We start from the raw sequence: 13,887 nt of genomic DNA, 5'->3' as shown, positions 1-13,887 counted from the left end.
ATCCTTTTAGCAAGTCACGACCTCGATTTCATCTACCGCTGGGCTGATTGGGTGTTTGTAATGGATCGAGGACAACTGATTTTAGAAGGAACACCGGGAACCGTTTTTGCTCAGCGGGATGTGTTGGAACAATTGCAGCTTGGTGTACCGCTGGCGATCGAGCTTATGGAGCAAATCAGAGGGATGTTTCCAACAGACGATCGCTCAAAAATGCCCACTTTCGAGCAATGGCAACAACAAATTTTACAAGCACGTCGGCTGCTTTAACGAGACTTAGACAATTGATAATTGGCGTTGCTGATTCACGGTATGAATCACCTTTGATCGAAAGTTACAAAACTCACCCTCAAGCAGGTTTATAGCAATTGCAAAATCTTGAATTCATACTTTTATCCACCAACGCCCCCCGTGGGGAAGTTCAAATTACACATTACCAATCATCAAAAATTGATTTAGGAAAAAGGCGAGCGCCCCACTGCCGATCGGCACAGTCAGATTGTCAATTCCCAGCTTGGAAACCGACTCCAAAGTAGCAGCAACTAAAGCTACAACAGCAGACACAGCCCAAGTTTGCCAAACTGCGCCTTGAACCGCCAGCAACATCAAACTGCTAACAGCAAAACTCACCAAATACATAGTTGCAGAACCTTCCCAACTTTTCTGCATTCCCCAAACTCGATAAATATGTTTGCCGTATTTCTGGCCGATGACAGCAGCCAATCCGTCGCCCCAAGTCATTACTAAAATGCCCAAAGCAGCGTATTCCTGATGTTGCAGCGGCCAAAACCAAGCCACGAGAACGCTGATACTAACAGCATAGAAAAAAGTCCCCAAACTCTTCCGGTTGATACTGTTAAGACTGGGTAAAATCGGAACTTGGTAAGAAATTAGGGCGATCGCACCTGCTAAAATTCCCGCCGAAATCCCCACCCAACCGGGTATTTCCAGCCACCACGCCAGCAAAATCACATTTCCAGTACCGATGTGTACCACCTTCCGCGATACTTCAGGATCGACAGAAGTAAAGCGATTTAACCCTTCAGCTACCAGTAAAATCAAACCCAACCAGACTCCCACGAGGGAAATTTGCAACCACACAGTCGGAATTTCAGAAAATATAGACACGATATTTAGGAAAAACTTATTTACATCAGGCACTGTTTACTACTTTAGTGGAAAGCGCGATCGCTCTGTTCGGTGTTGGGAAGATTTTCAACCGTCGCTACGGTATAATTTACTCGCTCTCCTGTGGTCGGTTTTGGAGACAAGGTGAGTTAGTCTAATAAAATTATTCGTTTGAAGTTTTGAGAGGCTCAGAGAATCTGATTACTATGCAGTATGTCTTAATTATTCATGAAGTAGAAAATTATGAAGCTTGGAAACAGGTATTCGATCGTGCTGAAAGCATCCGAAAAGAAGCTGGCGAGCGCTCCTATCAGGTCTTGAAGTATGACAACGATCCGAACAAAATTGTTCATTTCTCCGCGTGGACATCAATCGCAGATGCTAGGGCGTTTTTTGAGTCGCCTAGACTGGTTAAAATTAGAGAAGAAGCCGGAGTTAAAGCTCCTGAGTTTATTTATCTAGACCAATTAGAGTCAGGAGTATTGTGAAAGACCTATTTGTATAATGTAAGTTGTTCAAACTATGTGATTGTGTTTTGAGTATGTACGACGGTAGCTACTACCAGCTAATGGCTGAGTACAATTGCTGGATGAATCAAAATCTATATTCGGTCTGCTCGGCAATTCCTGATGAACAGCGCAAACAGGATATGGGTGCCTTTTTTAAGTCGATTCATGGCACTTTGAATCACTTACTGTATGGTGACAAAGCATGGATGGGGCGTTTCACTCTTCACCCATTTTCTGTTACCGCTATCGGTCAAGAACTTTATGCTGACTTTGAGGTTTTGAGAGCAGAACGGGAGACAACGGATCGGCAAATTATAGAATGGTCTACACACCTTAATTCTGACTGGTTGAGTCAACCGTTTGAGTACACCAGCAATGTAGATGGTAAATGCCGCGTCCTACCGACTTGGGTTCTGGTGACACATATGTTCAATCATCAAACTCACCATAGAGGGCAAATTACCACACTACTCAAACAACTTGGCTACGACCCAGGCGTTACAGATATTCCGTGGCTACCCGCTATATCAATCGGATAATTTCTGCTTGTAAAGCGACACGCCAGAAGACTCGGCGGTTAAAACCTCGTCTACACTTACCTCTCGTCCCAGCAGAGGGGGACTGAAGAAAATCAAGAATTTAAACCTGTTTCGGTGGGTTTTGTCTGTATAAACGTGATTTTAACCCCCGACTTTTCAACCCTTGCTTTGTGAGTTTTGTGTGTATAGACGCGGTTTCAACCGCCGCGTATTCTGTAGAAATCCTACGCCTTCACAACTCCCCTTTTACCAACTCCCGCACCGCAGCAAAAGCCCTCCTCCGCCACTCGACGGGCAGCAGCGACAATCCCAAACCCGCCCACATTTTCGCCTCAGAAACAGACTTTCCAGCCCGTACCATCAGGCGCCCTTTTTCAGTTTCGCCCACCTCAATCAGCCGCAAACCTAGCGCTAATTGAGTTTCGGCAATCCTTTTGAGCCTGACTGTTTCCAACTTCTCGGAATCAAACTCGTAGCCGATCAAATAGCGTAATTTATCGCTTAAATACGGAATTGCCCGATCGACTCCTTGCTGTCCTGCATGAACTCGATACTCCATCAACAGCTCCGGCAAGTAGTAGCATTTTTTGCCCGCAATCGCAAGTCTCACAAACAAATCGTTATCTTCGCAATTTTGCAAATTCGGCCGCAGAAATCCTACTTCTTCTAGGGCGCGGCGGCGAAACAAAGTTGCCCCTATTTGCAAACTTTGTCTCAGAAAAACTGTGGAGAGCAAATCTTCAATAATTCCCGCCGACAACTCGGTGCGGCCCCACCGCTGCGAATTGAGTTTCGTCTGGTTTTCGTCAATATAATTGTTAATGTCGATCACCCAGTGATCGGTACTGACAAAATCGATTCTGGGGTCTTTATCTAAAATAGCAGATGTGCGCTCTAGAAATTGCGCGCTCAGGCGATCGTCATCGTCAAACTTGATAAAATATTCGCCCCTTGCTGCCGCAAAGCCCGATCGCATATTATTACTCTTGCCGATATTCTGCGGGTGGCGGATGTAGCGTATCCCGCGATCGACAAATTCCGACATCAACAGAGGAGTGCTGTCAGTAGAACCGTCATCACAGATAATTAATTCAAAATCTGTATAAGTTTGATCTAGCACGCTGGCGATCGCACAAGCCAGGAGATGCACTCGATTGCAAGTAGGAATGCAAACGCTAATTTTCGGCACTAACTTAGACAATTTGAGATTTGAGATTTAAGATTGCAAAAAAATCCTGAAACCATTGATTTTCTTCCTTATTCCTTCTTCCTAAATTTTCTTCCTTCTTCCTTCTTCCTGACATCGGTTACATCCGTTACATCCCGTACATTGCTCGTTGCCTAACTTTCTTCTTCCTTCACTCCACAGTTAATTTTAAGTCAAACGAGCCGTACATTCGAGAATTAACTTTTGATTCACCAAAGCAAAAGGCTGAATTTCCAAAGCGCGACGAAAAGCTTGAATAGCATTTATGTATTCTCCCAAGGCAGCGTAGCACAAACCTAGACCGTGCAACGCCCCAAAATGCACCGGGTTCAGTTTGAGGACGATTTGGCAGTCGTCGATCGACTTTTTATAATTTCCTTGGGTATAGTGAAGTACGGCGCGTCGGTTCCAAGCTTCCGCAAAATCCGGCGCTTCCGCAATCAGTTTCGTCAGCAAATCCAAAGCGTGGTGAACATCGCCTGCATCTAACGAAACTTGCGATCGCCTGAGAATTTGCATCCCATAGTCACCCTTCTGGTTAAACCAAGTGCGCCAGAGTTCTGTAGTTGCCCGATCGCGCACGCTTTCGTCAGACTTTTTCAAGTCTTCGAGCAACGCCTTAACAGATAATTCGTCCATAGGTGCGAAGATTGTTAAAAAGATTTTATCAATCAATCTTATCGCGCAATCGGCAACTTTATTTATCCCACATCCCATGAAGATTTTGATGCTTTCCTCGACTTTTCCTTATCCGCCAAGTCGCGGAGGAACTCAGGTAAGGACGTTTAATTTATTGCAATACTTGAGCCGGCGGCATGATGTAATTCTCGGCACTGTACGATCGCCCGATGTCACCGATGCACAAATCGACACATTGCGCCAGCAAGTTGGAGAATTGGCAGTTTTTCCCCATCCGCAGACACCCCCCCAACCCCCCCTTGCTAAGGGGGGGCTAAGACTCCACCAGGAGACTGAGGAAAGATTTTTACCTCCCCCCCTTAATAAGGGGGGGACTGAGGGGGGGTTCTCTAAAATAATAGGAAAATTCCACAGATTCGGTCGATTTTTGTTGTCCGGGACGCCTCCGAACGTACTCTCCAGCTACTCCCAAGCAATGCAGAATTGGGCAGACGAATTGGTAACAGCAGGCAAATGCGATGCTGTCACCTGCGAGCACAGCGTTAATGAGATTTACGTGCGTCCAGAATGGCGGCAAAAACTGCTGACAGTGGCAAACATTCACAGTTCCGTTTGGGGAACTTGCAGGGAAATGTTAGCAACCGGCACCTCGGAAAAACCCCTGCGCGATCGACTAAATTTACCGCTACTTGCCCGCTACGAAAAACGCTACTGTTCCAAATTCTCCCGCATTGTTGCGACCACATCCACAGACAGAGAGCAACTCCTAGAATTAATGTTGTCTCCGGTTCAGGTGCGAGGAAAACAAGATTTTTTTGTACCTTCCGTAGATGTAATTCCTAACGGCGTAGATTTAACTCAATTTCCGTACCGATCGATCGATCCGGGAGGACACACCTTAATTTTTGCAGGCGCAATGAACAATTTGCCCAATATTGACGCGGCGCGGTTTCTCAGTTTGCAAATACTGCCGCCTTTGCAGCAGCGCTATCCCGATGCTACCCTCACCTTAGTAGGGGCATCGCCAGTCCCGGAAGTGCTCGCCTTGGGGGAACTTCCCGGAATTCAAGTAGTAGGTCGGGTGCAAAGGGTGGCAGAATATTTGCATCAAGCTGCTGTTTGTGTGGTGCCGATGCGGATAGGTTTTGGGATTAAAAATAAAACTTTGGAGGCGATGGCTGCGGGAACCCCCGTGGTTGCCAGCGATCGAGGTTTGGAGGGTTTAGCCGTCGATGGCGGCCCACAACCGAGAAGGGCCTTGCGGGCGAACAAAGTTCAGGAGTACGTTGAGGCGATCGCCAGTTTGTTTGAAAATCAGCAGCTAAGACAGGAGCTCTCTGTCAACGCTCGATCGCTCGTTGAAAGCCAATACACTTGGGATATCATAGGTCGGCAGTACGATCGGCTATTGCAGTTTTAAACTCTAAATTCTAAAATCTAAATTCTAAAATGGGACGATGGAACACAAAATTAACCCCTCAAAAAATCGAGCCTTACCCCCAGAAAATCGAAAAGTTGCTCCTCCTCCGACAAGACGCCGGCGCCAAACCCGACGCCCCAAAAATCTTCAAGAGTCCCAGCTTCCAATACCTACTCCCCGAACTCGCGCCAGATATCCCTGGAAAAGACTGATAACTAATTTGACAGCCCTCAGCGTCTTGGCTGGCTGTGCAGCTTTGATGGGAGGCGGCGCTTGGCTGAGTTATCAGCTAATTGTCGATCCCAATGGCAACAAGTTGGTCTCTCAGTTTGTGCCGGAATGGTCGCGCCTGCCTACAGGTAGCAGAGATTCGATCCAAACTCTCGATCAAATCAAAGGCAGCATCCGCAAATTGGGATTTGTAACCGGAGAACCTCTGCCGCTTCCCGTCGATCGATCCAGCGATAATTCTATTTCCGATTTGCTATTGCCGGTGATGGTAGAAAGAACTGTTAAGGCTTCTACTGTTTGCAAAAATCCTTGCCGTCAAATAGTCGAACTTCGCGTGTACAAGCGGGTGCAGCTTCCCGATCGCAGTTCCGATAAAGAGCAGTATTTTCAGTTAGCAAGTTCTGTGAACGTAGAAGGCCCGGCGGAATCTTTTGTCATTACTTCTTTAGCTGACTCTACATCTGACAATCAAGCCTCGAATCAGTCCCTACCCCTAACAGAACTGCGCCGCTTTGACGGAAAGCCCCCCGCCTCGGGCATTTGGTTTAATGTCAGCGGTCAACTAAAGCGGGGCGACAGGAAAATTCCCTACGGACAAGTCGTTCGCTACAACCCCAGCCAAAATCATTTAATGCCGCTGTTGGAGTGGGCGAGTGCGGCCGGACAACCGCCGAATTGGCAGCAAATTGTTAAAGGGGAAAACCCGCAGTTGGCGATCGACCAAACAGTTGGTTTAGAGCCGCAATTTACCCTTTATCAAATTGGGCCGCGCAAATTTTTGCCGAACCCCGTTCAGTTAACGGCGATTTCTTTAGAAGAAATTGCTTTCAATGACGAGACTTACAAAAATGGGCTGCGACTGGCGAAAAGCGGGCTGTGGTCTCCAGCATTAAATGTCATGCGTTTGGCGAAGGGGAAAGCTGGCAAAAATTGGCCCGCAGTCGCGCAAGCTCAGCTAGAAACGATCGAATTTCACGCTAAAATTACTCGGGCTCAGGCGATCGCATCTTGGGCCAGTCCCAGTCAACAAGTTCTCGCAGAATTGATCGACGGCCGTTGGGCCGAAGCTTTGCAAGTATTTGAAGCCGATCCGAGCAACAGTAACGAAATAGCCACAACCCTCAAAAATGACAGCGGGCGGATCTGGAACCGCATAGACGCCGCCTTGAGAGTGAATGCCGCTGACGCCGATGTCAAGGCTTGGGGTGCTCTGATTGTAGCTTCTCAAGACGGAGCTCGCGAGGCGATGAATTGGCTCGACCAGCAATCAGATACTGACAGCGAAACAAGAAGTCGAATTCGGAATTTGGTCAACAAACTTCAGGAAGCAGTTTCTCAGGCTGAAAGTTTAGAAGCCCACAAAAGTCAAATTATGGGTTCTGCTACTTTAATTAACAGTGTCAATCCCGCTGAGTGGCTGGAACCCGAACCGAACAACGAGTTAAAATTGGCGGGAGAACAAGTTTGGTATCAGGTGCAAGTAGCGAGTTTTTACGATGGTAGCCGCTGGGTTAATTCGCCTTTTTCAGATGTAGAAGTGCGCTCTTTTCCTGCTACTCAAGTTAAGTGGCTCTGGGGGCGGCTGGGATTACTGGCTGACCCCAAAATTAAGATTGAGGTAGCGATGGCTAACGGTCAACAAAGAGTTGCTGTGGGAACGGTGAAAGCAGTGCAGATTCAAGACGGAAGTCTGCGCTTGCTGGCGGCGGTTGACAAGCGATCGTAATCTGGCAGAAAGCATTCGGCAGATAGAACAGTCCCGGAGGCACTCTTGACACAAAGAAACCGGGGTTTTTTACCATTTCTGCCGATTGCAACAGAAGTATTTTCGTAAAAAAACCCGGTTTCCTGGCACCCATGCGTCCAAAACTAGGAAAAAGGAAAATGCTTTCTTCTCCCCCTCTCGCAACTCATCGAGAAGCCCAATCTCAAAACTCTTCCCCTTGCCCCTTATCGCTCTTGAACAACAATGCAGACAAAAATTTTGTTAATCTAATTAACACAAGTTGCACACAAAAAATCCATAACTCTCAAATCGCGCCCTTTTTAGAGAGTGCTGCAATCATCTGGCGTTTGACTGCTTTAGCCCAAAGCTCAAACTCCAAACTGTTGATATTGTTAATTTTCACTTCCTCAACAGGCTGATCGGGGGCTTCCTTCTGTGCTGTAGTCTCCATTGTTTTTTCCTCGTACAAAAATTGTTAGTAGTCGATCGCAAACGGTTAACGTCTTACATCTATTTTATGAATTAATTCCTGCGATTAATTACACTAAAGGCAGAGATTTTAACCATAAAATGCAGTAAATACATTGAGACAATGCAATTTACGAATATAATGTAAGAAAATTCTACAACCATTGCTGTATATAGGCTTTGGCTGATATTAAAATCTTACAATTTACATTGTTTGGCACTATCAAACCAATAGTTATGTTAGTAAACTTATTTTTAAATGAATGTATTGACATATACAGCCCAAAATCATTTTGTTAAATTCACATAGTGCCGTAAAGCCGATCGCCTGCATCTCCCAGTCCGGGTACAATATAGCCGTGTTCGTCCAAACACTCATCAACTGCAGCCGTATAAATCTGCACGTCAGGGTGTTGTTCGTGAAAGTGCTTAAGTCCCTCCGGTGCCGCCAGCAAGCACAAAAATTTAATAGACTTCGGATTAACTTCTTTAAGCCTATCCACTGCCGCGACTGCTGAATTACCAGTAGCCAACATCGGATCGACAATTAAAACATCTCGCTGTTCGATATCCTGGGGAACTTTGAAATAATATTCGATCGCCATCCGAGTTGTCGGATCGCGGTACAAACCAATATGTCCTACTCTCGCAGAGGGAATCAGCTCTAAAATACTATCCAACAGTCCTTGACCTGCGCGCATAATCGAAATAATAACAATTTTCTTTTCTGCAGCCAGCACCGGTGCATTCATTTTGGCGATCGGCGTTTCTATTAGTTCGTATTTTAGTGGCAAATCTCGCGTCACTTCATAGGCTAGCAGCATCCCAATCTCTTTCAGCAATTGGCGAAATTTCGCCGTACTCGTTTTAGTTTGCCGCATGAGAGTTAACTTGTGCTGTATCAAAGGATGGTCAATGACAGTAACTTTAGCACTCATTTTTTTGAATAATTAATTTGCTTTATTCTAACTTATCAGCCATCAACGCTTTCTTGACGCAAAAAAATAGGTTTCTGTAGCCCCTTCCTTCGGGACTACTTATATCAAACCCGTATTGCAAACACGAATACTGCGCCAATAAATTTTGCTCCTAGACTTGCCTTTCATCTGCACACCGCGACACTAAATAATGCGAGGTTTAAAAATCACAATAAATTAATTTTCTCGCTTCCTGTTCTTCCCGCGCTCTTCATGAGAACGCATATCCCGCTCCAAAAGCCTCCCGACCGGTCTAGCTGTCTGGCACTTCGTCCAAGCCCACTAAAAAATATCCGGATTCAAGCACTGGAATCTTCCGGAACTTTCATCAACAGATACGAATCTTAAGAAGTATCAGCAGAAAATATTTTTTTCGATTAATTCACTAATCGAAAAAACCTGAATAGGAACAGCACATGAGGTCATAAGCTTGGCTTAACTGGCTTTTCATCTTTCCACATGAAAGTGACCATATCCAAGTGTAAAAAACCTTACCTAAATTCAGTTCCAATTTTTTAGGGTGCTCCTAACACACAAGTGAACTATTAAGGAGAACATCCATGAAGTTTGTAAAACTATTGCTAGCTACGGCATTAATGACTGCTTCTATCAGCCCCGCCTTGGCTAATCCGGCAGTTCAAATTTTAGGTGCAAGCTACGGCGGTAGCGGTTGCCCAGATCGCTCCGCCAGCGTCAGCGTCAGCCCCGACGGTCAAGAACTCACCATCCTATTTGATAAGTTTGCAGCCCTGGGAAATGTCTCAACAGAAAGCAGAAAAAGCTGCAATCTGAGCATTCCTATCAAAGTACCCCAAGGCTACCAAATTTCTATCTACGATGCCGATTATCGCGGCTACGTTGCACCCAAAACCACAGGCAACCTACGAGCAGAATACTTTTTCGCTGGAACCCGCGGCCCCATTTTTAATCGGAATCTCAGCGGTGAAACTAACTACAATGTTCGAGATAGCTTAGCCACTGTAGCGAATGTTTGGTCTCGCTGTGGTGACAGTGTAAATATGAGAGTAAATGCTGCAATGACAGCCCGCGGTGCCGGCATGGCCACCGTTGACTCCTTCGATTTGGCTCATCGCGGTTTAGTTTATCACGTCAAATATCGCACTTGTCGCTAAGCAGCTTGTTGGGAGTGTAGTGTGAGGTATAGTTTTCAGGTTTGAATTTTGAATTTTAAGTTGGAAGAGGGGATAATTTTCTCTCTTCCTTCTTGCTTCTAAAACACAGTGCCGTCACTTTGAATCTGAATTGGGGGCAGTCCACCAGCCCTCAATTCGGCGGCAATCTTCCGCCCCGCCGCCCAAGTTCCTCCTTGCAAAATCTTCACCAGCGGCAATTGTTCCGCACTCAAATGCAGCTTTTCTCGAATAGCTGCAGCAATTTTATCTAAAAGATTGACAGTGAGCGATCGCCATTCTACTATAACTTCCGAACCTGGCAAGTAACTCTGCTCAAAAATAGCCGAATCTTTTGCCTGCAGCAGCCCGATATCCAAACACAAACCGCCGTTGCGGTACTCCGGCAATCCCGTTAACTCATCCAATCCGGCGACTTCTAAACCAAGTTCTTGCAGCGGTTCCAACAGCGAATAAGCCAACCACTGCGAGAGTTTGTGAAACGGCACGAATTCATCTCCCAGATTTTCTCCTGTTAAAGCCGGATGCCGCCAAACATCGCCTAAATTAACGCCACCAATTGCATATCTTCCCGGCCAAATTTCCCCAAAACCTGTCAAAACAGCGCTCAATACGATCGCAGCATTCACAGTGTTGACTCCAGAAACCTGACTGTCGAGCAAGTATTTTGCTAAATTGCCTGGACGCGGGTTTTCGGTGCCAAATAATAATGGATGCTGGCAAATCGCATTTCCCAAACGCTGCAATAATTCTAATCTGCCTGTTAAACCAACTAGCGGATTGTCTCTACTTACCTGAAATCCCGCAGCTAAGGTTTCTAGTTTTAATTGAGAAAGTCCGCGATAATTAGCTTGCCAAGGAAAAGCGGGATTGCTGGAAAAAACACCTTGACAAAACATCCGCAAGCTGGCTATTGCTAACCCTTCAGAACGGCGGTAAACCTGCCCGGTTTCTGGTTCGCAATACTGCCAATCTGCACCAGCACCGGCATCAAGCAAAACGCTGATAATTGCTAAATCAAATTTGATCTTAGCTTTTTCAACTGGTGCAAATTCTGCTAAAGCTGCATCCAATTCGGCGAGTCGCGACAAGTTGCCGGCCTCAAAATGTCGCCAGCGACTGTGAAAGGGAATGTTAAAATCGGGATAATTTTGGCGCGTTGTGTCAATTACATAATTTGCTGCTTTGTCGAGTTGGGATAAATCTACGCGGAAGTAGCGAAGTTTGTCCAGGCAGGCTAAATCAAAAAGCCGATCGCACTTTTGGCGAATAGCAGCCGGCGTTCTCAGATATTCTACAGTCTCAAGTTCAATATTTTGCAACTTCATACCACCAAACAGCGGTAAACATCGTTTTCTCGAAAAAAGTCAAACTGACTGTAATCTAAAAGATTATCTAAAATCGCATTTTTATCGATTTTGATCAGCTTATATTCCCACTTCGACCCGCTGACTTCGCGTTTTATGTGATCGGAAACTATCACTGAGTTTTTTTCTTTTCCCGGAGATACTATTTTACTTAAATCTTCCAGCCTGTCGGCTATGTGAATATCTTTTCCGTAAGTGCAAGACCTAAATATATATAGATTGCCCTTCGCAACTCCCACCGACAAGCCACAAGGTATTTGATTGGCGTTAATAAAAAGTTTCCAATTCTCACACAGACTTTCCATTGCCGCTAAGGCTGAGTGAGCTTCCGGGAAAGTCAACAAATGCGAATCACCAACAATACTCCGAATTGTGCCTCCGTATTCTTCGCAAATTGTTTTTTCAAAAGTATCAAAGTTGGTGAGCAAATATTCAACATCTTTGATAGAATTAGATTCTTGATAAGCAATAAAACCTCTCAGATCTGCTTTAATTATTGCTTGATTCTTGATAATTCGCGTTTTATAACTTTGGTCAACTTTGTACACTTTTTCAGGTTCGCTCATCCCTTTCAAAGAAAACTCGTTGACAAAAGACGTTTGCACTTCTGCTTTGTTGAGCGCCAGCCATGCTGCTTGGGACAAATATATTTCATCGGGCGGAGTTACTGATTCTATACGCGCTGTTAAATTCACAGTATCGCCAAAGATATCTTTATCTTGATGCAAGACATCTCCTAATGTAATCGACACGCGAATAGCCAATCGTTCGTCGTTCGCCTTGCTAGATTGTTGCGCTCTCAATTCTTGCTGCATTTCTATGGCTGCTACCGCCGCTGCTGTGACGCTGGGAAAAATTATCCAAAATGAATCACCTTCCCCTTTAATCACGCTGCCTTCATTTCTGGCGCTAATATCTGAAACAAAAGTTTTATGCTCGTTTAACAAACTACTTAAGTCCGACTGAGATAATTTTTTGACTCTGACGGTATATCCGCAAATATCTGTTTTTACGATCACACTAGAACGCAAATTAGCCATAACCTACCCTGACTGATCAAAAACCAGCAATAAATTTTGTTTAGCAAAGACGCGATTGTTCGCGTCCCATCGGTCGCGTCTTTGCCCTCTTAATCTCCTAAATCGCGTCCGATCGCTTCTGCAAGAATTGTAGCATCTGGCACCGGGTCTGGCGTGTAGTAGCCGGCGGCTTTTTTGGCGACGATTTCGACTTGTGCGTCTGCGGGAATCCAATCTTCTGGAATGGGGATGCGATCGACCACCTGAATGCCAGAATTGATAATCGCATTGTATTTCATATCGCTCATAGAAACTAAACTGTCAATTCGAGAGATCCCCAACCAGTGCAGCACGTCTGGCATTAGTTCTTGAAACCGCATATCTTGAACTCCCGCAACACATTCAGTGCGCGTAAAATAGGCATCAGCGCGATCGCCGCCTTCCTGCCGTTTTCTGGCATTGTACACCAAAAACTTAGTCACTTCCCCCAAAGCTCTCCCTTCCTTGCGGAAGTAAACTATTACCCCAGAACCGCCTGATTGTGCCGTTTGGATGCAAATTTCCATCCCGTGTACCAAATAAGGGCGACAAGTGCAGATATCGGAACTGAAGACATCAGAACCGTTGCATTCATCGTGTACCCGTACCGCCAACTGCTTATCCGGGTCAGAAATATTCGCGACATCGCCAATAATATAAACCGTAGTTCCGCCAATTGGTGGTAAGAAAACGTGTAAGTCCGGCCGCGTCACTAAGTCTGAGAACATTCCGCCTGTTTGCTCGAACAGGACACGGCGGAGAACGCTTTCTTGGGCCCCAATCCGCCTCGCAATTCCCGGCAAATACCACACCGGATCGATCGCAATTTTAGTGACTGCTAAATTGCCACCTGCTTTGACTATTTTGCCATCAATTTGCACCCGCCCCTTAGCGATAGCATCTTGCAATTCCGGCATATTAATGTGAGCTTTAGTGACCGCAATTGTCGGTCGAATATCGTATCCCTGCTGGATAAATGAAGTATAAACTTCACTGACTAAACCCCCAAAGGGATCGAGAGAAACAATCAAATTGCGATCGCCCCAACTCGGGTGCGGCCCGATGTGTGCGGCCGGAGAGGTGTTGGTAAAATCCGGGCGGTGATCGGCTTGCAGTGCCCCGGAAGCCACTGCTAGTGCGCGATAAACAGAGTAGGAACCCGAATGAGTGCCGATCGCATTCCGGTGAGACGATTTGGTGAGGCTACCAATCACAGGCCCCCGTTTCAGCGGATCGATTTCTCCCCAGTAAATGGGATGAGATTTTGTGCCAGATCTGTCGGGATGAGATGTTAAAACTATATGCTTGGGTTTTGACACAGTTTTTTTGGGATATTGCTATGGATGCTGCTGTTAATTGAAAGTGAAATTGCAATTTGAAGCAGTGATTTATGATAGCAAAAGGATTCAGGCTGTGGAAGTATCCGGCATAGCCAAACTCGTGACGCTGATTTTCGCGCTGTCCTGAAAA

13 protein-coding genes and 1 pseudogene are annotated in these 13,887 nt (G+C 45.8%); 6 read left to right on the top strand and 8 right to left on the bottom strand.

The window, feature by feature from the left end; genetic code table 11:
- A pseudogene (locus QUA45_RS13435) lies at nt 1–267 on the top strand (cobalt ABC transporter ATP-binding protein); the annotation flags it as partial.
- A gap of 156 nt (nt 268–423) precedes the next feature.
- Here the strand turns inward: QUA45_RS13435 and QUA45_RS13430 are convergent.
- Nucleotides 424–1,125, bottom strand: coding sequence for a diacylglycerol/polyprenol kinase family protein (locus QUA45_RS13430; RefSeq protein ID WP_333095370.1), 702 nt, complete (start codon nt 1,123–1,125; stop codon nt 424–426).
- 206 nt (nt 1,126–1,331) lie between these two features.
- Between QUA45_RS13430 and QUA45_RS13425 the strand changes: the two genes are divergently transcribed.
- The gene (locus QUA45_RS13425; protein ID WP_333084020.1) at nt 1,332–1,613 is read left to right on the top strand and encodes an antibiotic biosynthesis monooxygenase; all 282 of its coding nucleotides are present in this window, start codon (nt 1,332–1,334) and stop codon (nt 1,611–1,613) included.
- A 53-nt stretch (nt 1,614–1,666) separates the two neighbouring features.
- A complete protein-coding gene (locus QUA45_RS13420) occupies nt 1,667–2,173 on the top strand; it encodes a DinB family protein (protein ID WP_333095372.1) in 507 nt (168 codons plus the stop codon).
- A 232-nt stretch (nt 2,174–2,405) separates the two neighbouring features.
- On the opposite strand, the gene QUA45_RS13415 is transcribed toward QUA45_RS13420, so the two are convergent.
- Both QUA45_RS13415 and QUA45_RS13410 read right to left on the bottom strand, forming a co-directional pair.
- The gene (locus QUA45_RS13415; protein ID WP_333221046.1) at nt 2,406–3,362 is read right to left on the bottom strand and encodes a glycosyltransferase; all 957 of its coding nucleotides are present in this window, start codon (nt 3,360–3,362) and stop codon (nt 2,406–2,408) included.
- A gap of 186 nt (nt 3,363–3,548) precedes the next feature.
- Nucleotides 3,549–4,019 (bottom strand): tetratricopeptide repeat protein, encoded by a 471-nt coding sequence (locus tag QUA45_RS13410; protein WP_333221043.1) that lies wholly within the window; start codon nt 4,017–4,019, stop codon nt 3,549–3,551.
- A gap of 76 nt (nt 4,020–4,095) precedes the next feature.
- On the opposite strand from QUA45_RS13410, the gene QUA45_RS13405 reads away from it, so the two are divergent.
- Both QUA45_RS13405 and QUA45_RS13400 read left to right on the top strand, forming a co-directional pair.
- Nucleotides 4,096–5,439 carry a glycosyltransferase family 4 protein gene (locus tag QUA45_RS13405; RefSeq protein ID WP_333221041.1) on the top strand — a complete coding sequence of 448 codons (1,344 nt, stop codon included), beginning with the start codon at nt 4,096–4,098 and terminating at the stop codon, nt 5,437–5,439.
- Between the two features lie 37 nt (nt 5,440–5,476).
- Complete coding sequence (locus tag QUA45_RS13400) at nt 5,477–7,396, top strand: hypothetical protein (RefSeq protein WP_333221039.1); 1,920 nt, start codon at nt 5,477–5,479, stop codon at nt 7,394–7,396.
- A gap of 304 nt (nt 7,397–7,700) precedes the next feature.
- On the opposite strand, the gene QUA45_RS13395 is transcribed toward QUA45_RS13400, so the two are convergent.
- Both QUA45_RS13395 and upp read right to left on the bottom strand, forming a co-directional pair.
- The gene (locus tag QUA45_RS13395) at nt 7,701–7,847 is read right to left on the bottom strand and encodes a hypothetical protein (RefSeq protein ID WP_333095379.1); all 147 of its coding nucleotides are present in this window, start codon (nt 7,845–7,847) and stop codon (nt 7,701–7,703) included.
- A gap of 319 nt (nt 7,848–8,166) precedes the next feature.
- A complete protein-coding gene (gene upp / locus QUA45_RS13390; RefSeq protein ID WP_333095382.1) occupies nt 8,167–8,802 on the bottom strand; it encodes a uracil phosphoribosyltransferase in 636 nt (211 codons plus the stop codon).
- Between the two features lie 599 nt (nt 8,803–9,401).
- Between upp and QUA45_RS13385 the strand changes: the two genes are divergently transcribed.
- Nucleotides 9,402–9,974, top strand: coding sequence for a DUF4360 domain-containing protein (locus QUA45_RS13385; RefSeq protein ID WP_333221037.1), 573 nt, complete (start codon nt 9,402–9,404; stop codon nt 9,972–9,974).
- 98 nt (nt 9,975–10,072) lie between these two features.
- On the opposite strand, the gene QUA45_RS13380 is transcribed toward QUA45_RS13385, so the two are convergent.
- From QUA45_RS13380 to QUA45_RS13370, 3 genes are all read right to left on the bottom strand, one after another.
- A complete protein-coding gene (locus QUA45_RS13380) occupies nt 10,073–11,320 on the bottom strand; it encodes a URC4/urg3 family protein (RefSeq protein ID WP_333095386.1) in 1,248 nt (415 codons plus the stop codon).
- Nucleotides 11,317–12,399, bottom strand: coding sequence for an adenylate/guanylate cyclase domain-containing protein (locus QUA45_RS13375; protein ID WP_333077304.1), 1,083 nt, complete (start codon nt 12,397–12,399; stop codon nt 11,317–11,319). Before QUA45_RS13375 ends, QUA45_RS13380 begins: the two co-directional genes overlap by 4 nt.
- A gap of 89 nt (nt 12,400–12,488) precedes the next feature.
- Nucleotides 12,489–13,736, bottom strand: coding sequence for a GTP cyclohydrolase II (locus tag QUA45_RS13370; protein ID WP_333095388.1), 1,248 nt, complete (start codon nt 13,734–13,736; stop codon nt 12,489–12,491).
- Nucleotides 13,737–13,887 lie beyond the last annotated feature (151 nt).

The sequence above is a fragment of the Microcoleus sp. Pol12A5 genome, from assembly GCF_036701435.1.
Lineage (GTDB): Bacteria > Cyanobacteriota > Cyanobacteriia > Cyanobacteriales > Microcoleaceae > Microcoleus.
The sequence above is the reverse complement of the archived record's forward strand: the minus strand, read 5'-3'. Positions and strand labels throughout refer to the sequence as shown.